This window comes from Arthrobacter sp. MDT2-3 (assembly GCF_059090465.1).
The window spans coordinates 43,598-65,459 of record NZ_JBNHFS010000009.1 but is presented as its reverse complement, the minus strand read 5'-3'; the positions used below and the strand labels follow the sequence as shown (position 1 = coordinate 65,459).

Here is a 21,862-nt window from a genome sequence, read left to right as displayed (position 1 = left end):
TGTACGGACCAACGGGCTCGACCATCAAGCATAGTCGAAACATGCGGGCGGGTAAAATCGGCGTCAATGTCGTCAGGCTAAGATCGACAAACCATCCGTTCTCCAGAGAGCTCCCTATGACCCTCCCCGCCAAGGCGTTCCAGCGCTGGCTGCAAGGCATTGCGCCGGACGCCAGCACGGCAGACGTCTGCAGGATTTCCGGGATCAAGCGGACCACCCTGGCCCAGCAGCTGGTCCGTGGGAAAGTCTCGGTAAGCACAGTGGTCAGCATCAGCCGCGCTTACAACATCAACCCGGTAGCGGCTTTGGCTGACTTCGAACCCTACCGGGAACTGGCCGGTCCCCAGCAGCCACCTACGCGCTGCGAGTTGGTAAGCCAGATCTCCACCGCCGACCTCCTGCGCGCCATGCTGACGCGTCCGGGGATGGACCCTGCCGGGCCACCGGGTGATGAACCGCCCGCACTGTCGCCGGCGCCGCACGCCACGTCCGTCAGGAACTGGGTTGATGCCATTGACGACGGCGAGCTGCGGCACCGTGTTTCCGCCGCTACGGGCATCGCACCGCAGAATTATTCCGCGCAACTATCGGCAAACCGGCTGTCAGCCGGGCTGGCGGTTGCCACGGCTGCCGCAGCAGGTGTTGGACTAACCGATGGACTGGTGGCCACTGGCCTGATCACAGAGGAAGAAGCAGGCTGGCCTCCGGGCGCACGGCAGGGAGCACTGGACAGCCTGTCCGACGGCGACCTCGCGGTCCTGGCCGGCGACAGGCTGCAGGCACTGGGCAAGGTGCTGCGGCGCCAGGAGCAGGACCAAGCGCAGACGGAAAAGATTTGGGAGAACCTGGGATGATCGAAACCCTTCAGTGGTCCACGCTGGCCATCTGTGGCCTGATTGCCGCAGCCCGGGTGCCCAGCGCCGTCCGGGGAGAGAACAGGTCGCTTTTCTACATCTTCGCCCTGATGACCGTGGCCATCCTTCTAAGCATCGAGGCTCCCTACATCGCCGTTGACACGGCTTTGGGAGGCGTCAACCTCGCCAATCTGCTGTTGCGCTTCATCATTTTCGCGGCCATTTATTTTGTTGGCATCCGGGTCACCCGCGGGTTCGGAGCCGAGCATGGTTATCGGCTCATCACGGGAAGGATTGGCCAGGCCGTCCTGCTGGTGGTTTCCCTGCTGATGCTCGGTGTTTTCTTCCTGATGGACACTGCAGGTTCCTCGGCCGGTTTGGGCGCCATCGCCGGGAAGGACCACCGTCACGGTGTCCTGGTGGAGTACTACGGCGCAGCCGGACGGGCCTATCCCTCGTATGTCTCCCTGGTACTGCTTCCAGCGATGGTGCGCGCAGCCCAGAGCAGGTTGCCGGTTCTGGTCCGGCTCGCCGCCGGGCTATTGGCGGTAGGTGGAGTTGCTATTGCGCTGACCCTCCTGTTCCCCCTGGTGCCGGAGGAATGGTCTGCAGGCAAATTCATTGTCAACTACACAGCAGTGCTCTGTTACGTCCTCGGCCTGGCCCTGATCTGGGTAGCCAGGGTTAGAAGCAGCAAGAACTTCAAGCCGAAAAGGACATCTACCGAAACGTAACCTTTTGGGCTTTCACAAATTCATTAGAGTGTGAAACAATCATGAATGTGTGAAGGTGGGAGCCCGGGGCGTTTACGAACGGGGATACTTTCTTGAACGATGTGGCTCCCGGGGGCCTTTGCACGCTTTGGGGGGATGAGTGGTGGCGGCCGTTGGGGACCGCCCCCACTCAGCCATTTAAGGGCCCTTTCTGCTCTTTTCCAGGAAACACGCGAATAAGCCGGATTTCTAGGCGCGAGGGCGCACAAACCGCAGCGTGACCAACTGGAACGGCCGCAGGAGCAGCTGCGCTCCCTCCGGTCCTGCTTCGACGCCGGACGCCTGCACGGGGCGCTCCAGCAGGTCCACGGCCTCGACCTGCTGAACCGGGAAGTTCGCTGCGAGCCGTCCCGCGGAGCGCTGCCCCAGCGACTCGTACAACCGGACAACCACATCTCCGGAGCCGTCCTCCGCCAGCTTTACCGCCTCGATGACCAGGGCAGGGTTTGACACGGAAAACAGCGGCTCCACCGGCGCGGCGCCAGTGACGAGCCGCGGAGCGAGATTCGTCCGGTAGCCTTCCTGGACGGCATCGGCGATGTCGGCGCCGGGCCGGATAGTGACCGTCAGCTCGTGGTGTCCGCGGTCTGCATCCGGATCCGGGAACTTCGGGGCGCGCAAAAGTGACATACGCACGGTGGTGGTGGTGCCGCCGTCGGCCTCCCTGATACTCCTGGTGACGTCATGACCATAGGTAGACGAGTTGGAAACTGCGACGCCGTAGCCCGGCTCGGCCACGTGGATCCAGCGGTGCGCGCAGATTTCGAACTTGGCCGCTTCCCAGGACGTGTTGATATGGGTGGGGCGGAAGACGTGCCCGAACTGCGTCTCCGCCGCCGAACGGTCCGCCCGTACGTCCAGCGCGAAGCCTAGCTTCAACAGCTTTTCCCGCTCCTGCCAGTCCACAGAAGTGGTGACGGAGAGCGAGGGGCTTCCGGCGGCCAGGCTAATGCGCTGGGTAATGGCAGAGGATCCGGCCATCCGCTCCACCACAACAGTAGCCTCGCCGTCGTGCTCCGCGAGGCGCACCGACTCCGCGCAGGTCAACGGTGTGACGTTGCGGCGGTAGAACTCGTCAATGTCCCAGGCGTCCCACTCGTTGGGTGTGTCACGGTGCAGTTCCAGCAGGTTGCCGCGCTCCCCCGGGGCAATCGCCTCCCGGCCGCTCGCGTAGTCCCGAAGCGAGGTGAGCAAACCGTCTGCGTCCAGGACCGCCCGGATGATGCCGTTGTCCAAAACGAAGCCGGCGTTGCGGGCTGCGGCACGGGCCGGTAGTGGTGACCCGACCGGCTCGCCTGCTGCCAGTGCCGGGACGCCGTCGCGGGCATGCGGCGCGGCGTTCAGCAGGAACTGCCGCTCCCCGTTGCCTAGGACTGCCCTGGCTGCCTGGGCGATCAAACCTTCGAGGGCGGATTCGATGGCCTGGTAATTGCGCTCGGCGTCCTGGTGGACCCAGGCGATGGAACTGCCGGGAAGGATGTCATGGAACTGATGCAGCAGCACCAGCCGCCACAGCCTCTTGAGCTCGGCAGCGGGGTAGGCAAACGAGCCTTCTGTCCGGACAGCGGCCGTGGTGCACCACAGTTCTGCTTCGCGCAGCAGGTGTTCACTGCGCCGGTTGCCCTTCTTGGTCCTGGCCTGGCTGGTGTACGTGCCGCGGTGCAGTTCGAGATACATCTCGCCCACCCACACAGGCAGCGAGGAATATTCGCCCTCAGCCTGCCGGAAGAAGCTCTCCGCGGATCCGATCCGTACCTTTGGCGAGCCTTCAAGGTCCGCTGTCCTGGCCGCCGCAGCAAGCATTTCCCGCGTGGGGCCGCCGCCGCCGTCGCCATAGCCGAAGGGCACCAGCGATACCGAACCGCGGCCATGGTCACGGTAGTTCCGCTCGGCGTGGGCCAGCTCGCGGCCGCTGAGCTGGGAATTGTAGGTGTCGACCGGCGGGAAGTGGGTGAAGAGCCTGGTGCCGTCGATTCCCTCCCAGTTGAAGGTATGGTGCGGCATCCTGTTGGTCTGGTTCCAGGAGATCTTTTGGGTGAGGAACCACCGGCTGCCGGCGGACTTGACGATTTGTGGCAGGGCCGCCGAGTATCCGAAGGAGTCCGGCAGCCAGGCTTCCCGGCACTCGACGCCAAATTCGGCCAGGAAGAAGCTCTTCCCCTCCACGAACTGCCGCGCCATGGCCTCGCCGCCGGGCATGTTGGTGTCCGATTCCACCCACATTCCGCCAACCGGCACGAATTGCCCTGCATTCACCTTTTCCCGGATCCGGCCGAAGAGTTCAGGGTAGAACTCCTTGATCCAGGCGAACTGCTGGGCGGATGAGCAGGAGAAAACGAAATCGGGGTATTCATCCATCAGGGCAACTACGTTGGAGAACGTCCTGGCGCATTTGCGGATGGTTTCGCGGACGGGCCAAAGCCACGCGGAATCGATATGCGCATGCCCGGTGGCAACGAGCTGGTGGGCGGAAGCATAGGCCGGGCTGGCCATCACTTCGGCCAGCGCTTCGCGTCCGGCAGCGGCGGTCCCGGCAACGTCGTCGGGGTCCATCACATCCATCATGCGCTCAAGTGCCCGGAGGATTTCGTGCCGGCGCGGCAGCTCCAAGGGAAGTACGTCCATCAGCCCGGACAGGGTCCAGATGTCCTGCTGGAGTTCCCACACGGTCTGGTTCAACTCCGCGATGGAGATGGTTCCCAGCCTGTACTGCGGTGCTGTTCCGGCCGTTGATTTGTCCCCATAGGGCGTGGCCGCGAAAGTCCAGCCTTGGGCGACATCGGGATTGGCGGCGGCCTCCACATAGAAGTCCACCGCCATTCCCCCTCCCAGCAGCTTCAGCGGGATGTACTGGTTCCGGGGGGATACGGCCTTGATGATGGTGCCATCGGCGCGCCAGGCGATCCCCTCGCATTGGAAGCCGGGCACTTCGATGGTGAAGCCGAGGTCAACCACCACTTCGATAGTGGTGTCCGGCTCCGTGCCCCAGAACTCGGGTACTTCGCCTTGGAGGCGGAGCCACTTGGTACCCCAGGGCTTTCCCCATGGCGCGCCGTGTTCCTGCGGCTGGAACTTTTGCCGCATGGCTTCGAGGGCCGGCACCGGTTCGTCCGGCACGTCCCAACTGCTCAGCGTCAGGGGAAGGCTCCGGCTGTATACGGCGGGGTTGATGCGTTCGCGGACGAACCTTTCGAGGCGGACTTCCGTAATCCGGCGGTCGTCATGCAATGTTGGCCCTCTTCAGCGCTGGAAACGTGGACCATGGTGTCCATTCGGTGGATAAAACTACCCGCTGGTAGCTTACTCGCCATTCGCGGCGGATGACATCCCTGGAAAAGCGGTTTCCGAAAAAAGTGGGGCTTGCGGCTAAACGGGTGGTCAGCTCCGCGCGCCGGCGGGAGCCTGGGCGACAGGCCTGACAATACGGTGGTCCCCCGCGTAGATGTTGAGGCTGGTTCCCCGGCTGAACCCGGCGAGGGTCAAGCCGCTGGCCTCTGCCAGTTCAACAGCAAGGCTGGAGGGAGCGCTGACGGCAGCCAGCACGGGGATTCCCGCCAGGGCTGCTTTCTGTACAAGCTCGAAGGAGGCGCGCCCTGATACCTGGAGGACCGTGCCGCGCAGCGGGAGCAGTCCTTCACGCAAGGCCCAGCCCACAACCTTGTCCACGGCGTTATGGCGCCCTACGTCCTCGCGGAGGCACAAAAGCTCCACGCCGCCGTCGTCCTGGATCCTGAACAGCCCGGCCGCGTGCACTCCGCCCGTATCCTCGAAAAGGCGCTGGGACTTCCGCAGCAGGCCCGGCAGGGATGCGAGGAGCTCCGCGTCGATGGTCAGCGGATCCGCGGCGGGGCTGTAGTGCGAGGACTTCTGGACAGACTCCACCGAATCGGTCCCGCAAATGCCGCAGGAGCTCGAGGTATAGATATGGCGGCCAATGGACGGAACTGTGACATCGGGCCGCAATTGGACCTCAACCACGTTGAACGTCTGGACGCCGTTTTCATCCTCGCCGGCGCAGAAACGCAGTGACACGAGCTGCTCTGAGGTCCAAATGATGCCCTCCGACACCAGGAACCCGGCCACCAGGTCAAAGTCGTCCCCTGGCGTCCGCATGGTGACAGAGAAGGAGAGCTGGCCCAACCGGATCTCCAGCGGCTCCTCCACAGCGAGGACATCTTCACGGTGCCTTACCGGAAACTCCAGTGCCTTCGGAGAACCGTCAAGCACATACTTGTGCACCTTGCGGCGCTGGGTCACGCGGCCCATGGCCACACCTGCCTTTTCATAGGTCCATCATGACAACTGCCGTACCCGGATACCAGCAGAGTACGGGCTGGCCACGGAGTGTGGTCAGCCAAGAAGCGCGCTCCAGTCCACGGGGCCGCCGGACGCCGCTTTGCCGGCTGTCCTGCCTGGCCGCGCCGCGTTCCTCGGCCTGGCTTTGCCGGCACTCTCCGAAACCACTGGGATGGGTGGTCCCCAGGGCAGCGCAAACGCCGGCACCGGCTCGCCGAACTGGACCCCATGCGGCGGCACCACCATCACGCCGGCGGCCGACGCCAACCCGCGCATCATGCCCGGGCCGGTGTGCTGTGCCGGAGACGCCATGCCATAGAGGAGCCGGAACGGCATCAGCCGGGTGCGCCCCGGATCGGGTTCGATGGCGCTTCCGCAGGGCACTTCGTGGATTTCGGGCAGCCGGCCGTGACCGAGCGCGGCGAGCAACGGGGCCCCCACAGTGCACAGCGCCATCATTGCGGCGAGGGGGTTCCCTGGGAGGCCGAGTACGAAGCGGCCGTCCGGCAGTTCCGCCAGGACGGCGGGGTGGCCTGGCCGCATTGCGATCCCGTCGATAACGAGGCGCCCGCCCAGTTCCGCCACCGCCCGACGCAGGTGGTCCGTGCCTGAGCGGCCCGTCCCGCCAGTGGTGATAACGACGTCGGCCGGCAGGTCCGGAGCGCCCGGCGCCTCGGGCACCACGTCTTCCAGGGCCGCGAGCCACTCCTCGTAGGAGTCCCCGATCCGCTGCTGTCCCCCCGCTATTCCTCCCAGCATTCCCACCACGGCCGGTAATTGTGGACCGAACGTATCCCGCACTTGGCCGGGATCTGGAACACCCTGGCCTATCACCTCGCCACCGGTCAGCAGGAGCCGGACCAGGGGTTTTCCCTGGACCTGCAACTCGTCGTAGCCGGCAAGGGCAGCCACTGCGAGATGGGCAGGGTTGAGTTCCGCTCCTGCCTTGACCAGGATGTCCCCGGCAAGCGCTTCCTCGCCGGCTTTCCGGATGTGCTGGCCGTTCCGCGGTTCGCCAGGCCTCGCGCTTCCTCCGGTCATCAAGACAGGCAAGCCGTCATCGTCCTTGCCAAGCACCGCGCTCTCACTGCGCAGCACCGCTTTGGCGCCGGGAGGAATGAGCCCGCCGGTGACGATCGGACTGGCCTGATGCGGGGCCAGCCGGGTGCCTGGTTCGGCAAGGATCCATGGCCCGGTCCCGTTAACCGCCCAGCCGTCCATGGCCGAGGACGCGTAGTGGGGCATGTCCTGCAACGCCACAATGTCCTGGTCCAACGTACGGCCGAGGGCCAGGTTCAGGGGAACCGGCCCGGCAGGGATCGGGGTGGCTGCGTCAAAAGCTGCCTGCCGGGCTTCTTCCCACGTATGGTCCAGGTGCTCCGGCGCTTCCGGCAGGTCGGTTGGACTCCGTTCTTCCCCGGGTTCCTCAGTCATTCGCCGGGAGTCCCGGCGGCTTCAGCATCGTAGTCCGCGGCCAGGGAACGTGCCACATCCAAAGCCCCTTCCATGGACGCGGCATCGGTGCTGCGTCCGGACGCTGAGGCTAAGCCGGCGGCATAGCCGGCGATGAAGGTGGTGAGTGGCGCCGCGGGCCGCACAACGGAGTGGGCGGCTACACCCGCAAGGGCGAGGATGGCGTTGACGTCCACCTGGACGTCCTCAAGCTCATACGCCTGGAGCAGGGACCTGCACCATTCCTCCAGCGTTTCATCCTGGCTTTTCACGAACTGCCTCCCAATTTAACTGCTGCCGCGCCGGTCCTGGCCCTCGTCCCGGCGTCCGGCGTTTACTCCAAGTGCGGCGGCATCATCCCAGGTATCCACATCGGCTGTGGAACCGGCCGGGACGGTAACAAGCTGCACGTCAAGACTAGCAAGGAGCGCCCGCATGGAGCTGTTGTTTAAGGCACCTCGCGAGGCCAGTTCCCGGGCGGCTCTTTTTAACACGAGTGTGCGGTAAAACCCGGCGAGCTGCTGGGCCCTGCCGTCTTCGGCGCACGCGATGATTGCATCGGCCCCCGGGTCACCTGCCAGTGCTGCCGTTAGTGCCTCCACCGCAGCCGAGACCTTCGGCATGTCGCATGCCAGTACCAATGTGTAAGGCCGTTCGCTTCCGGCCTGGGCCAGTGCCTCCAGACCAGCAGCCACCGCGGCAGCCGGCCCTGCAAACTCCGGCTGCTCGCGGCACGAGAGCACCCCTGCGGGGAGCGCGCCGGGGTCTGGACCAACCACTACTGTGCGGATCGCCCCTGACGCGGCAGCAAGGGACCGTTGCAGGAGGGTGTCACCATGAAAGACCAGCCCTTGTTTGGGTACGCCGCCCAGCCTGGATGACCGGCCGCCAGCCAGGATCAGGGCGTCGAAGTCCAAGCGGTCTTGTTCCACTCCCCCAGCCTAGCCCTGGGACGGCGGAGGCAACCTATCCGCTGCGTCAGGCAGCGCGCTCGGGCAGCAGGAACGGATCCCACGCGGGCGTTGGCTTCTCGAGTTCCTTGATCTGCCACATGGTGCCGTGTGGAGGCTCAGGAACGAACCGCAGCTTCCAGCCCATCTCGGCCGGGGTGTGGTCGCCTTTGAGGTTGTTGCACCTCAGGCAGGCAGCCACCAGGTTTTCCCAGGAGTCCCCACCCCCGCGAGACTTTGGGTGAACATGATCGATGGTGTGCGCAGCTTTCCCGCAATAAGCACACTTGTGCCCGTCACGTCGAAGCACCCCTCGGCGGCTGACAGCGGTGGACTGGTTATATCTGGGACGGATGTAGCGGTTCAGGAGGATCACGGACGGGCGGCCCAGGATCTCCTGGGGGCCCACTACGGGCTCATCCCCTTCAGCCACAACGCTCGCCTTGCCCGTGAGCACAAGCACCAGCGCCCGGCGGAAAGTAATAACCGCCAGCGGTTCATATCCAGCATTCAGAACGAGAGTGCGCATGCACGTACCTCTTCACGGCCGCACCCGTCAGGGGCACGAGGGCCGGCTGCCCTCGGCATGTCCGGGCTATGGATCGACACCACAAGAGTAAACAAAGAAGTGCACTATCAGCTAATTGCTGGAGCACGCGGTGCCGTGTCCGGCCGGAATTCGTGAACTCCCGCATCTTGCCCAGTTCGCTGCTCGCAGCTTGCCGGGAGTCAACACCATGCCGGGAGTTAACAGACAAGACCCCCGCCGCAAGGGCAGGGGTCCTGTTTAGGGATCAGACGCGCATCCGAGGCCGGAGAGCATTAGCTAACGCGGATGAACACCGGGCCGGAACCAACGTTGGCGCTGAAGACTACGGTCTGGTTACCGTTGTAGCCGCCGTGCACTGCCTGGCCGTTACCGGCGTAGACAGCTATGTGGGCCATGCCGGAGCCACCATCGGCGTAGTAAATCAGGTCGCCCGGCTGGGCTTCAGCAGCGCTCACGGTGCGGCCCAAGGAGAGGTAGCCTGCAGGCCAGTCGTGGAAGTTGATGCCCACGGCAGCCAGCGAGTTGGTCACCAGCATGGTGCAGTCCTGCATAACGCCAAGCTGGGCGTAGGCTGCGGACAGGATAGCTGCACCCTTGCCGCTTGCCGAGGCAGGAGCGGCGGGGGCTGCTGCAGCCGGAGCTGTAGCGGTCACCTTCGCAACAGCGGCGGTCCTTGCGGCCGGAGCAGGAGCCGGAGCGGCTTCCTGGACCTCCACCTCGGGCTCCGGAGCTTCCACAACGGGAGCCGGCGTGGTGGTCACAGCAGGCTTCTCGAAGGAGATGGCAATGGTGGACGCAGCGGAGATCGGAGCCTCAACCGTTGATTCGACTTCCAGCGTGGAGGCCGGAGCTGAGTCACGCTGGACGTTGGCGTCAGCAGCGTTCGCCGCGAGGCCGCTGGTCAGGACCAGGCCGGAAGCGGCTGCGATAACGGCTGCCTGGCGTCCTACACCGCCGGCGTTGTCGCCGACAGCCTTGGCAATGATGGCGAGCGAGTTGGTCTTGGTGGCCTCGGCGCGGTGCCGTGCGGTTGCACGAGTAGTCATCAGTTCTCTCTTTCGTTTCCTTCAAAGCCGCATGTGGGCAGCCAAAGGTGTTTGGACGCGCCGGCATCTTGGGGGTACGCCGGCACGTCCCGAACGGGGATGTGTGGTGATTTAGCGAAGAGCTGTTTGGGCAAAGAAAAAGCCCTTGGACCGTGAGGTCGAAGAACTAGTTCATAGTGAAGAATGCTGAGGAGCCGGTAGCAGCTACCGAGTGCAGCAGCGTTCCCTGGGAGGGGTTCAGGGCACTGATCATCATGCCGTTGCCGACGTAGATGCCGACGTGCGCGCCGCCGTTCTGCATAACCAGGTCACCCGGCTGCGGCGTGGAGGTGGGCTTCATTGCGGTCCACGCGTTGACGCGGGGGATGCTGATGCCGGCCTGGGCATAGACCCACTGGGTGAAGCCTGAGCAGTCCCAGCCGTTGGGGGTGGTGCCGCCCCAAACGTACGGACGGCCGATGCCGGTGTAGGCGAGGCCCGCAATTCCGGAAGTGGACGCGGAGGCAATTGTCTCCACGGCCTTGTCCGCAACGGAGTCGGCCGACGCGGTGGAAGCGGTGGTCACTCCCTGCTCATCGTCTGAGTCCGTGGACTGCGCAACTACCCGCTCAACAACGGGTGCCGGGGTGGTCTTGACCACGGGGCGCTCGAAGGAGACGGTAGCCGTGGGCGCCGCCGTGACAGCGAGGGCACTTTGTGCCGATCCGGATTCCGTGGAAGCGGAGACACCAGCGGTGGTGTCCGCTGCATTGGCCGGCAGGCCCATGGTCAGGATGAGGCCCGAGGCAGCTGCGATGACTGCAGCCTGGCGACCTACTGTCCCGGCATTGGCACTAACAGCCTTGGACATGGAGTCCAGGGGGTTGGTACGAACCGGTTGCGCACGGTGGCGCGCAGAATTATGGCGTGAAGACACGAAGGTAGCCTCTCCCAATGCCTACGAGGTGAGCTGTCGGATTCGGATGGGAGTCACCCGGCCGCGCGGCTTCCTGGGAAGCTTTTGCGACTTAACCCCAAGGCCTTCAAAAAGCTGAAGGCCAAAATTGGTTCCCCCGCCCCTGCCAGACGATGAAATGCGAACGGACCTTGAGCGGTGGCAGAGTTAGGCAATCCGCACAAGAGCGTCAACTTCGGAAAAGTTGACGCGAGTTAGACGGTACAGCAGTTTTGGAAGAATGTCACATTCAGGTCACGGCATGTCAACACCAAGTGATAGCTCACCGTCATTTGACTAAAGCCAACCGGTCGGGTCAACAACTTCGCCGTTGACCTGGACCTCAAAGTGGAGGTGGCACCCGGTGGAAGCCCCCGTGGTCCCGCTGAGGGCCACGACGTCCCCGCGGGACACCGTCTGCCCTTCCTTGACGCTGAAGGACGACAAGTGGTTGTAAGTGGTTTCCAGGCCGTTGCCGTGATCCACTACGACGCGGTTGCCGCCGCCGTACTGGTGCCAGCCGGCGAAGGTGACCGTTCCAGTGGCTGCGGCCAGAACAGAGGTGCCGCACTGGGCTACGTAGTCCTGTCCGCGGTGGAAGTCGCCGGAGCCTCCGGTGATCGGACTGACCCGGTAGCCGAACGGCGACGCAGTGGTCAAAGCAGCGAGCGGGGCGCCAAGACTTCCTGCGGAAGCGGCGCGGGTGATGGCACCGGCAGACTGGGCACTGAGCAGCTGCTTCAGTTTGCCGTCCGGGTCTGCCTGGGTAACCACAGCAGAGCGGCTGAAGTCTATCTGGGCACCTGCTTCCGCGGAAACCTGCGGCTGGGGCACAACAGCGGACGCGGCGACAGGAGTGGATCCCGAGGCATCCGTGGCCATCACGGGACTGGTGGCCGGCACGGTCACGGTGAGCACCAGTCCGGTGGCGGCCAGGGCGATGCCGGCCTTTTGGCCGATGCCGCTGGCAGCGGCGAATTCAGTAATTTGGCGGAAGGGACCCCGACGGCGGCGCGCATCACGGTGCGGATCGCGGGGGCGTTCCGAGGTGATGACTTCGACAACACGCGGTGTCGAAGCAGGGACCGCCGCGCGGCGGCGTCCCCTGGAATTCTGCATGGTCAAGAAGGGTTCCTCTCTGGAAAGCCTGCGAAGTTAGCTGTCGGATTCGGGTCAGAGAGTACAAAGACCCGGTCCGCCGTAAGCAAGCTTCGGCACAGAGATATCCCCGGAGGAATCCTTCACTGGAAGAGGCTTGCTGCTGACGGACTTCACCCCAAGGCAGTCCCCCGCTGCCGCTTGTGGTTCCCCCGCCTCTGCCAGTTACGACTCGTGCTCCTGATCCGCTGGCAGAGCTCGGCTCCAGATCAGGTAACGCTTTAATATCAACGCTTGGTTCAACTATAGATGCTTAAGCCCGAAAGTAACAATTCCGTTATCTTTGCGTAACGCAGTTCACACGGAGTATGGCGTCCGCTCTTTGCCTTTCAGCGGATCGCCACGAACACATGGGCGGCAACTTCCGGAGGCAGCTCCAAGGCACCTTCGATACCCGGAACCCGGACCGAGATGTAGTCACCCACCCGTTCCAGCGACACAGCCGCACCCGGCCGGATACCGCCTTCATCAAGCTGGGAGAGCAGTTCAGGCTCTACCTGGATGGGCTCGGCGAGCCGGCTGATGGTCACCACCGAGGCAGGACCGTACGACTTCATCGCCTCCAAAAGGCTAATGGCGCCATCCGCAAAACCCAGGGTCGGCACGCCGCCCAGGGCAGCAAGGCCGGGGATCGGGTTCCCATAAGGGGACTCAGTGGGATGGTTCAGCAGCTCATAGATGCGCCGTTCCACCCGCTCGCTCATAACATGCTCCCAGCGGCAGGCTTCGTCGTGGACGTAGGCCCAGTCCAAACCGATCACATCGGCGAGAAGACGTTCAGCCAGGCGGTGCTTGCGCATTACTTCGGTGGCACGCTTCCGGCCCGTCTCGGTGAGCTCCAGGTGGCGGTCGCCGGAGACAACCACCAGGCCGTCCCGTTCCATGCGCCCGATGGTTTGGGAGACGGTAGGCCCGGAGTGGCGCAGCCGCTCGGCGATCCTGGCGCGAAGGGCAACGATGTTCTCTTCCTCGAGCTCCAGAATGGTCCGAAGGTACATCTCCGTAGTATCGATCAGATCCGTCATCCAGCTCAGCTCCTCGAGCACAGTACCTAGCGTTGTCCCACCGTATCGCCTTCACCGCGACGTAGTCCGTGGAAAAGCTTAGCCTATTTTGACTTTGTCCGAATAGTTCACCGGGGCGCGGGCGGGGCGTCTCATTGGCTGGACTATGACGGTTCCGGTTCCCGCCTATTGTGCCGTTCAGGCAGAATAAGGGAGGCCCTGGTTGCAGCCGTCACCGGCTGCCGGCCACCAACACCCGTCCGGACCAAAGCCATGTCCAGCCCGAAATTGGAGCACCCGTGAGCGAAACCAGCATCACTATTCCCGCCGACCTCCTGCCCAAGGACGGACGGTTCGGCGCCGGGCCTTCCAAGGTCAGGCAGGAGCAGATTGATGCGCTGTCCGCCGCCTCGAAGAACATCCTTGGCACCTCCCACCGGCAGGCCCCGGTCAAGAACCTTGTTGGCTCCGTCCGCGAGGGTCTCAGCCAGTTCTTCCGTGCCCCAGAGGGCTACGAAGTGGTCCTGGGCGTTGGTGGCTCCACGGCTTTCTGGGATGTGGCCAGCTTCGGCCTCGTTGAAAACAAGGCCCAGCACCTGTCCTTCGGCGAGTTCGGCTCCAAATTTGCCGCAGCCACCAACAAAGCGCCCTTCCTGGACTCCTCGTCAATCATCGTGTCTGAGCCGGGCACGCACCCTTCAGCCAAGGCGGAAGCCGGGGTGGACGTCTACGCGTGGCCGCAAAACGAGACCAGCACGGGCGTTGCTGCCCCGGTCCAGCGTGTTGCCGGCGCAGACGAAGGAGCCCTGGTACTGGTGGACGCCACCTCTGCCGCGGGCGGGCTGGACGTGGACGTAGCGGAAAGTGACGTTTACTACTTTGCGCCGCAGAAGAACTTTGCGTCCGACGGCGGCCTCTGGCTCGGACTGTTCTCCCCCGCTGCACTCGAACGTGCAGGGCGGATCAAGGCAGGCGGCCGCTGGATACCTGATTTCCTTGACCTGCAGACGGCCATCGACAACTCACGCCTGAACCAGACCTACAACACTCCCTCACTGTCCACGCTGGTAACGCTGGACGCCCAGGTGCAGTGGCTGAACTCCAATGGCGGCCTTGACTTCGCTTCTTCGCGCACGGCAGACTCTGCCGGCCGCATTTACAGCTGGGCAGAGGCCTCGGAGTTCGCGACCCCCTTCGTCACGAACCCGGAGGAGCGCTCAAACGTTATTGCAACCATCGACTTCGATGAGTCCGTGGATGCCGCAGCGGTCGCCAAAGTCCTGCGCGCCAACGGGATCGTGGATACCGAGCCGTACCGCAAGCTCGGCCGCAACCAGCTGCGTATTGCAACGTTCGTGGCCATCGAACCGGCGGATGTTTCCGCCCTGCTGGCCAGCATTGATTTCGTGGTGGGCGAACTGCGGAAGTGACCGAAACTGCGAAGGTCATCCGGCTGACGTAACGCTCCAGCCCCAACGCACGACGGCGCCGCCCGGGTTCTGCCCGATCGGCGCCGTTTGCGCGTCTTAACTCAGTTTTCCGTGCCTGGGCGCGCTATTCCGCGCCTAATCCGTCCCGGCGTCGTGGCCTGAGGGTTGTTCCCGCACGTGCGCGGCTTCATCAACCCGAACTTGGTCATTCCGGGCTATAGCGTCCAGGGCTTCATTGTCCACGGCTTCATTGTCCAGGGCTCCAGCATCCCCGTCAGCATCCCCGCCGGCAGGCAGGGCGATGGCGGGCTCAGTGGTAGCGGGCTCAAGGGCGACAGTTTCCGGTACATCGCCCTCGTCTGCGCGTACACCAGCCTGCTCTGCACCGGCGTCGGGCGTGCCGGCTTCCGGCTCGTGCACCGGGTCTTCGCCGCGCTCCGATTCCTGTTCCTGCTCATCCTCAGGCCGGACCCGTTCCGCCCACGGAACCCATTCGGGCGCCAGGATGGACTCCTCGGACGGCAAGAGGCCAAGCTCGTTGACCGTGACCACCTTGGACCGCGAATTCCGGGTCAGTACTGCGAACCACTGCCACCCGGCATAGCCGGGCAGCCTGCATTCAAAGAGGTGGGTTACCAGGCGGTCGCCTTCGCTTTTGGCTGCCAGGTGCTGCCCAACGTCCGATGCCGCGGTGATGCCTTGAATGGCGGTCCGTGCCGTGTCCACCGCAGCAGCTAGGAAAGCGTCCGGCTTGCCCGTCCGCCAGACGGGCACACCGGCGCGGCGCTTGGCTGCTTTTGCCGCCCCAGGCGCCTGGCCGGCAGGCTCAAGGCCGGCAGGCTCAAGGCCGGCAGGGGCCGCGGTACCACCGGCCGCCCCGCCGGCGGCGGCACCTGCCTGCGGCTGCGCCATCTCCAACGACACCGGGCCCATCGATTCATCCGGCGACTCCAACCCCTTCGCCAAGGGCGTTGACTCCGGATCGAGTGACTCCAGGTCCTGCTGATCAGCTTCCCGGTTCATCAGGGCCTAAACGTCCAGCTCGTCGGCAACCTTACGCAGGGCGGCGGCGATGGCCTTGCCCTTATTGCCTTCCGGGTACTTGCCTTTGGAAAGGGTTCCGGACAGGTTGTCCAAAACAGTCACCAGGTCCTGGACCAGCGGCGCAAGGTCCTTGGCACTGGGCCGTTTGGCCTTGGCGATGGACGGCGTCTTGTCCAGCACCCGCAGGCCCAGGGCCTGGGCACCCTTGCGGCCATCGGCCACACCAAACTCGACGCGGGTGCCGGCCTTCAGCTCGGTTACACCCTCAGGCAGCGACGATTTGGGCAGGAAGACTTCCTGGCCATCTTCGCCCGCGAGGAATCCGAAACCTTTTTCCTTGTCATACCACTTGACCTTGCCGGTAGGCACGTAATCAACCTTCTTCGTTCTGACGTCTTGAGACGCGGCCAGCCGTCACCGCATCCACATTGTTGTGCGGGTCCAGGGTATGACGGCTAAAGACCGCGTTGGTCTGTATCCCTCAAGGTTATCCTGCCCGGTGCCGTAATCCTGCTTTCGATACCTCTCCGCAGCGCCACCCTGCACTCATGCCCGGACTGTCAGACCGGGCTGTTAGCGTTACGTTCATGACACCCTCGCGTTACCGGCGTCCCCTGACGATCTTCGCCGCAATTATTGCCGTGCTTTCGCTAGTGGCGGTGGCTGCCGTGATGGCCTTCGCCTTCGCCGGTTCGGTTGCTCCTGCCTGGGTCACCTATACCGCCCTGTACGGCCTGCCGCTGGCGTTCCTCCTAATGCTGTTCCTTGTTTTGGACAGTGTTGCCGGACGCCGCCGGGCAGGAAAACCGGGCGGGCGGTAACGTTGGACTGATGTCCCTTATTCGCGCGCTCAGCAAGGACCTGGAGGCCCGCAGCGACGACTCGTTGCGGGCGCTGTTCGACGCGCGGCCGGACCTTATCTCCCCCGCTGTACCCGACTTCGCCGCCCTCGCTGCCCGGGCCAGCGGCCGCGTCAGCGTCCAGCGCGCCCTGGAGCGCCTCAACCGGCCACAGATGCAAGTCCTGGAAACCCTCCACCTGTGCACCAACACGGACACGGAGCACAGCGCCTCCGCCGCCGGCTTGCGCAAGCTGATTTCCGGTTCCACGGTTGCCGCTGTGGAACGAATCCTGGCGTCCCTGCAGGAACTCGCCCTCGTACACCGTGCCGAACCGCCGCACGGGTCACCCGCCACCGGCAACAGGCAGCGTTATTTCCTCCCCGTTGGCAGCCTCAAGGACGTGGTGGGAATCTATCCGGCAGGGCTTGGCCGCAGCTATACGGAACTGGTGCGCCTCCAGCCGGCCTTCGCGCAGCGGGCGGTCCAGCTCGTTTCCGAACTTCACCGCAGCGGCGCGGCCATCCATGGGGCCACAACGCCCATGGAGGCGGCGCTGGCCCTGCAGCACTGGACGTCCTCGCCGGATGCCCTGCAGGACATTTTGGCCACGGCTCCGGAACGGACGGCGGCCCTGCTCGCCCGGTTCAGGAACTGGGCCATGGGCGCCGTTCCCCAGGCGCAACGCAAGGCGTCCATCACCACCGAGGGATCCGACGTCGGGCCCATCGATTGGCTCCTGGCGCGGGGCCTGCTGGTGCCGCTGGACGCCGCCCATGTGGAGCTGCCCCACAGCGTAGGGCTCTCGCTGCGGGGCGGCGCCGTCATCGACGACTTCAGGCTGTCGCCCCCGGTCCCGGAACTTGGCCGGACCAGTGCCGCGTTGCGGCGCAATGCTGCCTTGGGCGCCATTAGCGAGACGCTGCGGCTGGTGGGGGAAGTACTTCAGGCTGTGCGCGAACAGCCCCTGGCCACACTGCGCAGCGGCGGCGTGGGTGTCCGCGAGATGAGACGGCTGGCCGAGATGCTCCGGATCGAACAGCCCCGGGCCGGGCTGCTCCTGGAGCTTTGCGGGCTTGCAGGGCTGATCCGCCTGGATGTCGACTCATCATCCTGGGTCCAGCCACCGGAGCTGGAGTGGCTTATCCTGCCCAGGCAGGAACAGTGGCTTTGGCTCGTCAACGCCTGGCTGGCCAGCGAGCGCGTGCCGTCCATGGTGGGGCAGCCGATCGCCGGAACCCCGGGAGCGGCAGCGCACCGGGCTGCTTCCGGGAGCACCATCATCGCGTTGTCCGCCGAAGCGCAGCGTCCCGACGCCCCCGTGGTACGCAAACGGATCCTGGAGATCCTGAACGAACTCACCCGTGAAGCAGCAGCCCCGGACGGAACTGCGCCGGTCCTGGACGCACCAGCGGTACTCCAGCGTGCAGAATGGGCCCAGCCGCGGATGGCCCGGCGGTTCAGCTCCCTGATCCGCGGAGTCCTGGCCGAAGCCGAAATACTCGGGCTGCTGGGCTCCGGGGCCTTGAGCCAACTGGGAAGCGCCATCGCGGACGACGATCCCGAGGCCGCCCTCTCCATCCTGGGCGAGCACCTGCCTGCCGAATTGAACCACGTGCTGCTCCAGGCGGACCTCACCGCCGTTGCGCCCGGCTACCTCGCCCCGGCGCTGACGGAGAAACTGCTTCTGATGGCCGATGCCGAAGGCCAGGGGCCTGCCACCATCTACCGTTTCTCGCCCGCCTCCATCCGGCGTGCTCTGGATGCCGGCCACGACGCCTCCACCGTGCTGGAGTTCCTGAAGGAGCACTCGGCCACTGCCGTACCCCAGCCGCTGCAGTACCTCGTGGAGGATACGGCTGCCCGGCACGGCCGGCTGCGGGTGGGTGCAGCGGCCAGCTTCGTCCAGAGCGAGGATGAGGCTGCACTGCTGGAGCTGTTGGCCGGGCCTAAGACGGAGGGGCTGGGGCTGGTACGGATTGCGCCCACGGTCCTCATCTCTTCGGCGCCGCCGCGGGAAACAGCGCAGGTTCTCCGGAGCCTGGGCCTGTCCCCGTCGTTTGACGATTCGGAGCCGCCCGTGCTCCGGCTCCGGCGCGTTCCGGCACCGCACAGCCCCTCCCGCCCCATCTACACTGCCCCGCGGACAGCCCCGCCGGCGGAGGAAGTGCAAGCACAACTTGATGTGCTGCGCCACCGTCCTGCCGCCGTCGGGACTCATCACGGCGCGGACGCAGACCACACCGGTGAAGCAGCGACTCAGCTTGGCCTGGAGGCGCTGCAACGGGCCATCCGGCTCAAGCAGCGCATCAGCATGAACGTAGTGGACGGCCTGGGGAATGCCAACCTGGAAGTTGTTGTTCCCCTTTCAGTAAGCGGCGGACGGGTGCGGGTCTTCGACCCCGCGAAGGACACCGAACGGGTGTTGTCCATCCATCGCATCATTGACATTGAGGCAGCAGAGGAACTGCGCCAGTGAAGGACTCCCCCGCGTGAACGACGGCCCCTTGATAGTCCAGAGCGATAAGACCATCCTGCTCGAGGTTGATCATGAGCTCGCCACCGAAGCCCGGCATGCCATCGCGCCGTTCGCAGAGCTGGAACGCGCCCCTGAACACGTTCACAGCTACAGGTTGACTCCCTTGGGCCTGTGGAATGCCCGTGCGGCCGGCCTGGACGCCGAGAAGGTCCTCGACACCCTCCTGAAGTATTCCCGGTTCCCCGTGCCGCATTCGCTGCTGATCGACGTCGAGGAAACCATGTCCAGGTACGGCCGGCTGCGCCTGGAAAAGGACCCGCAGCACGGACTGGTCATGCGGACTGACGATTACCCGGTCCTCGAGGAAGTGATTCGTTCCAAAAAGATCCAGCCGCTGCTGGGACCACGCATTGACGGCGAAACCGTGGTGGTGCACGCCTCCCAGCGTGGACAGCTTAAGCAGCTCCTGCTCAAGATTGGGTGGCCGGCAGAGGACCTGGCCGGCTACGTAGACGGCACCCCGCACCTGATCGCGCTGAATGAGGACGGCTGGAAACTGCGGCCGTACCAGCAGATGGCCAGTGACAACTTTTGGGCAGGAGGCAGCGGGGTTGTGGTGCTGCCCTGCGGGGCGGGCAAAACCCTGGTGGGTGCCGCAGCCATGGCCACCGGCTCCACCACCACACTGATCCTGGTAACCAACACCGTGGCTGCCCGGCAATGGAAGGACGAGTTGCTTAAGCGCACGTCCCTCACCGAGGACGAGATTGGCGAGTACTCGGGGGCTGTGAAGGAAGTACGGCCGGTAACCATTGCCACTTACCAGGTCCTCACCACCAAACGCGGTGGCCTGTATCCGCACCTTGAACTGGTGGATGGGCATGACTGGGGCCTGATCATTTACGACGAAGTCCATCTGCTGCCTGCGCCGATCTTCCGGATGACCGCGGACCTGCAGGCCAGGCGCCGCCTTGGCTTGACAGCAACCCTGGTGCGGGAAGACGGCCGGGAGGGCGAGGTGTTCAGCCTGATTGGACCCAAGCGCTACGACGCGCCATGGAAGGACATCGAGTCCCAGGGCTACATTGCCCCGGCCGACTGCGTGGAGGTCCGGGTGGACCTGCCGCGGGACGAGCGGGTTGCCTACGCGATGGCGGACGATGCGGACAAGTATCGGCTTTGTGCCACCTCCGAGTCCAAAACGCAGGTGGTGGAGCAGCTCGTGGCCCGGCACAGCGGGGAGCAACTGCTGGTCATCGGCCAGTACATCGACCAGCTGGACGACCTCGGCGAGCGCCTTGGGGCGCCGGTCATCAAGGGCGACACCTCCGTGAAGGTACGCCAGAGGCTTTTTGATGCCTTCCGTGCCGGGGAGATCCAGACGCTCGTGGTCTCGAAGGTTGCCAACTTTTCCATCGACCTTCCCGAGGCCTCGGTGGCGATCCAGGTTTCCGGTTCCTTCGGGTCGCGGCAGGAAGAAGCACAACGGCTGGGAAGGCTGCTGCGGCCCAAGAAGGACGGCCGGGCGGCGCGGTTCTACTCGCTCGTGGCACGGGACACCCTGGACCAGGACTTCGCCGCGAAGCGCCAGCGGTTCCTTGCCGAGCAGGGTTACGCCTACCGCATCATGGACGCCAAGGACGTGGAAACGGCCGAATAGCCGAACCTCCCGCAGGAACCGGGCGCCCGTCAAGTGGGAACCGGGCGCTTCTGCAGTCTGAATTTGGGCGCCCGTCCAGTGCGAACTGGAGTGGTGAGGCGCACACTGGAGCCATGCTTCCCGAGAGAAGGCTTGTCATTCCCCTGCCAGGCCAAGAGTCAGTGTGGGACTATCCGCGGCCACCGCGCGTGGAGCCGAGCCAGGAACGGATCCGGATCTTCCTGGGCGGCGAACTCATCCTGGAAACCACAGATTCGCTCCGCGTTCTGGAGACGAGCCACCCTCCGGCCTACTACCTGCTCCGGTCAGACTTCCACCCGGATGCACTGGAGCCTGCACCTGGAAGCAGCTTTTGTGAGTTCAAGGGCTCGGCGCGGTACCTGAATGTCCGCGGCGGCGGGAAGCTCGCGGAGCGGGCAGCGTGGTTCTACCCGGAACCCGTCGCCGCCTACGCTGCGCTCTTGGGCCGCATTGCGGTCTATCCCGGCAGGATGGACTGCTGCGAGGTCGACGGGGAGCGTGTGCTCCCCCAGGCCGGCGGCTACTACGGTGGTTGGATCACCAGGCGGGTAGTCGGCCCCTTCAAGGGTGAACCCGGAACACTCGGATGGTAAGCACAGGCGCGCCCTGCTCACAACAACTATCCAGACAACTCCCAGATTTCGGGAGCATCATGGAAGCATGAACAAGAACGGCCCTGAGGCAAAGCTCCTGGTAGTGGATGACGAACCGAACATCCGGGAGTTGCTCTCGACGTCCCTGCGGTTCGCCGGGTTCGACGTCGTCTCCGCAGCAAACGGACGCGACGCCCTTGCCGCTGCCGACCTGCACGCACCGGACCTTGCCGTCCTGGACGTTATGCTCCCTGATATGGACGGGTTCACAGTCACCCGCCGCCTCAGGGCTTCAGGGAAGCACTTCCCCGTTCTGTTCCTGACAGCAAAGGACGATACAGAGGACAAGGTCACAGGCCTCACTGTCGGCGGGGACGACTACGTGACCAAACCATTCAGCCTCGATGAAGTAGTTGCCCGAATCCGCGCCGTTCTGCGCCGAACGCAGCCCCTGCTCGACGACGACGCCGTGATCCGCGTCGATGACCTGGAGCTCGACGACGACGCCCACGAAGTGCGGCGCGGCGGCACCGTCATCGAACTGTCCCCCACGGAGTTCAAGCTGCTCCGCTACCTCATGCTCAACCCCAACCGGGTGCTGTCCAAGTCACAGATCCTGGACCATGTGTGGGAGTACAACTTCAACGGTGATGCCTCCATCGTGGAGTCTTACATCTCCTACCTGCGCCGGAAAGTCGACATTGACCCTGCAGCTCCTGCCCTGATCCAGACCAAGCGGGGCGTGGGATACGTGCTCCGGACGGCAGAAAAGCGCTGAC

19 protein-coding genes, 1 pseudogene and 2 riboswitches are annotated in these 21,862 nt (G+C 64.6%); of the genes and pseudogenes, 8 read left to right on the top strand and 12 right to left on the bottom strand.

The annotated features are described in order from the left end of the window. Positions 1–116: 116 nt before the first annotated feature. Both AC5RUQ_RS20065 and AC5RUQ_RS20060 read left to right on the top strand, forming a co-directional pair. Positions 117–854, top strand: a complete 738-nt coding sequence (locus AC5RUQ_RS20065; protein WP_493949021.1) for a hypothetical protein — start codon at positions 117–119, stop codon at positions 852–854. Further along, positions 851–1,588, top strand: a complete 738-nt coding sequence (locus AC5RUQ_RS20060; RefSeq protein WP_493949020.1) for a hypothetical protein — start codon at positions 851–853, stop codon at positions 1,586–1,588. Before AC5RUQ_RS20065 ends, AC5RUQ_RS20060 begins: the two co-directional genes overlap by 4 nt. A 228-nt stretch (positions 1,589–1,816) precedes the next feature. Here the strand turns inward: AC5RUQ_RS20060 and AC5RUQ_RS20055 are convergent, their stop codons facing one another. The 10 genes from AC5RUQ_RS20055 to AC5RUQ_RS20010 form a co-directional block, all read right to left on the bottom strand. Then, complete coding sequence (locus AC5RUQ_RS20055) at positions 1,817–4,855, bottom strand: alpha-mannosidase (protein ID WP_493949019.1); 3,039 nt, start codon at positions 4,853–4,855, stop codon at positions 1,817–1,819. 150 nt (positions 4,856–5,005) lie between these two features. After that, a complete protein-coding gene (fdhD, locus tag AC5RUQ_RS20050; RefSeq protein WP_493949018.1) occupies positions 5,006–5,893 on the bottom strand; it encodes a formate dehydrogenase accessory sulfurtransferase FdhD in 888 nt (295 codons plus the stop codon). Positions 5,894–5,977: 84 nt separating this feature from the next. Further along, on the bottom strand, positions 5,978–7,357 hold the full coding sequence (locus AC5RUQ_RS20045) for a molybdopterin molybdotransferase MoeA (protein ID WP_493949017.1): 1,380 nt from the start codon (positions 7,355–7,357) through the stop codon (positions 5,978–5,980). Beyond that, positions 7,354–7,647: a DUF6457 domain-containing protein gene (locus AC5RUQ_RS20040; protein WP_205484411.1), complete on the bottom strand. Its 294-nt coding sequence runs from the start codon at positions 7,645–7,647 to the stop codon at positions 7,354–7,356. The genes AC5RUQ_RS20045 and AC5RUQ_RS20040 overlap by 4 nt, the downstream gene beginning before the upstream one ends. Positions 7,648–7,662: 15 nt before the next feature. After that, positions 7,663–8,307: a molybdenum cofactor guanylyltransferase gene (gene mobA / locus AC5RUQ_RS20035; protein ID WP_493949016.1), complete on the bottom strand. Its 645-nt coding sequence runs from the start codon at positions 8,305–8,307 to the stop codon at positions 7,663–7,665. Between the two features lie 46 nt (positions 8,308–8,353). Next, entirely contained in the window at positions 8,354–8,854 is a 501-nt protein-coding gene (locus AC5RUQ_RS20030) for an HNH endonuclease (RefSeq protein WP_493949015.1), read from the bottom strand. Between the two features lie 293 nt (positions 8,855–9,147). Beyond that, the gene (locus AC5RUQ_RS20025; RefSeq protein ID WP_493949014.1) at positions 9,148–9,921 is read right to left on the bottom strand and encodes an NlpC/P60 family protein; all 774 of its coding nucleotides are present in this window, start codon (positions 9,919–9,921) and stop codon (positions 9,148–9,150) included. 166 nt (positions 9,922–10,087) lie between these two features. Then, complete coding sequence (locus AC5RUQ_RS20020; protein ID WP_493949013.1) at positions 10,088–10,771, bottom strand: C40 family peptidase; 684 nt, start codon at positions 10,769–10,771, stop codon at positions 10,088–10,090. Between the two features lie 70 nt (positions 10,772–10,841). After that, a riboswitch (cyclic di-AMP (ydaO/yuaA leader) is annotated at positions 10,842–11,024 on the bottom strand. A gap of 128 nt (positions 11,025–11,152) precedes the next feature. Continuing rightward, positions 11,153–11,974 carry a M23 family metallopeptidase gene (locus AC5RUQ_RS20015; protein ID WP_493949080.1) on the bottom strand — a complete coding sequence of 274 codons (822 nt, stop codon included), beginning with the start codon at positions 11,972–11,974 and terminating at the stop codon, positions 11,153–11,155. Between the two features lie 10 nt (positions 11,975–11,984). Beyond that, positions 11,985–12,196: riboswitch (cyclic di-AMP (ydaO/yuaA leader) on the bottom strand. Positions 12,197–12,342: 146 nt separating this feature from the next. Continuing rightward, a complete protein-coding gene (locus AC5RUQ_RS20010; protein WP_493949012.1) occupies positions 12,343–13,038 on the bottom strand; it encodes an iron-dependent transcriptional repressor DtxR in 696 nt (231 codons plus the stop codon). Between the two features lie 278 nt (positions 13,039–13,316). Between AC5RUQ_RS20010 and serC the strand changes: the two genes are divergently transcribed. Then, a complete protein-coding gene (gene serC / locus AC5RUQ_RS20005; protein ID WP_493949011.1) occupies positions 13,317–14,447 on the top strand; it encodes a phosphoserine transaminase in 1,131 nt (376 codons plus the stop codon). 315 nt (positions 14,448–14,762) lie between these two features. On the opposite strand, the pseudogene AC5RUQ_RS20000 reads toward serC, so the two are convergent. Both AC5RUQ_RS20000 and AC5RUQ_RS19995 read right to left on the bottom strand, forming a co-directional pair. Then, positions 14,763–15,359 (bottom strand): annotated as a pseudogene (locus AC5RUQ_RS20000) (DUF3027 domain-containing protein); the annotation flags it as partial. A gap of 117 nt (positions 15,360–15,476) precedes the next feature. Continuing rightward, on the bottom strand, positions 15,477–15,860 hold the full coding sequence (locus tag AC5RUQ_RS19995; RefSeq protein ID WP_013599963.1) for a cold-shock protein: 384 nt from the start codon (positions 15,858–15,860) through the stop codon (positions 15,477–15,479). A 218-nt stretch (positions 15,861–16,078) separates the two neighbouring features. Between AC5RUQ_RS19995 and AC5RUQ_RS19990 the strand changes: the two genes are divergently transcribed. The 5 genes from AC5RUQ_RS19990 (at position 16,079) to AC5RUQ_RS19970 (ending at position 21,861) form a co-directional block, all read left to right on the top strand. Then, the gene (locus AC5RUQ_RS19990) at positions 16,079–16,312 is read left to right on the top strand and encodes a hypothetical protein (RefSeq protein ID WP_493949010.1); all 234 of its coding nucleotides are present in this window, start codon (positions 16,079–16,081) and stop codon (positions 16,310–16,312) included. 10 nt (positions 16,313–16,322) lie between these two features. Beyond that, positions 16,323–18,809, top strand: coding sequence for a helicase-associated domain-containing protein (locus AC5RUQ_RS19985; protein ID WP_493949009.1), 2,487 nt, complete (start codon positions 16,323–16,325; stop codon positions 18,807–18,809). A 13-nt stretch (positions 18,810–18,822) separates the two neighbouring features. Continuing rightward, positions 18,823–20,469 (top strand): DNA repair helicase XPB, encoded by a 1,647-nt coding sequence (locus AC5RUQ_RS19980; protein WP_493949008.1) that lies wholly within the window; start codon positions 18,823–18,825, stop codon positions 20,467–20,469. A 113-nt stretch (positions 20,470–20,582) separates the two neighbouring features. Beyond that, a complete protein-coding gene (locus AC5RUQ_RS19975; RefSeq protein WP_493949007.1) occupies positions 20,583–21,083 on the top strand; it encodes a DUF427 domain-containing protein in 501 nt (166 codons plus the stop codon). A 67-nt stretch (positions 21,084–21,150) separates the two neighbouring features. After that, positions 21,151–21,861 carry a response regulator transcription factor gene (locus AC5RUQ_RS19970; RefSeq protein ID WP_163165678.1) on the top strand — a complete coding sequence of 237 codons (711 nt, stop codon included), beginning with the start codon at positions 21,151–21,153 and terminating at the stop codon, positions 21,859–21,861. Position 21,862: the final 1 nt, after the last annotated feature.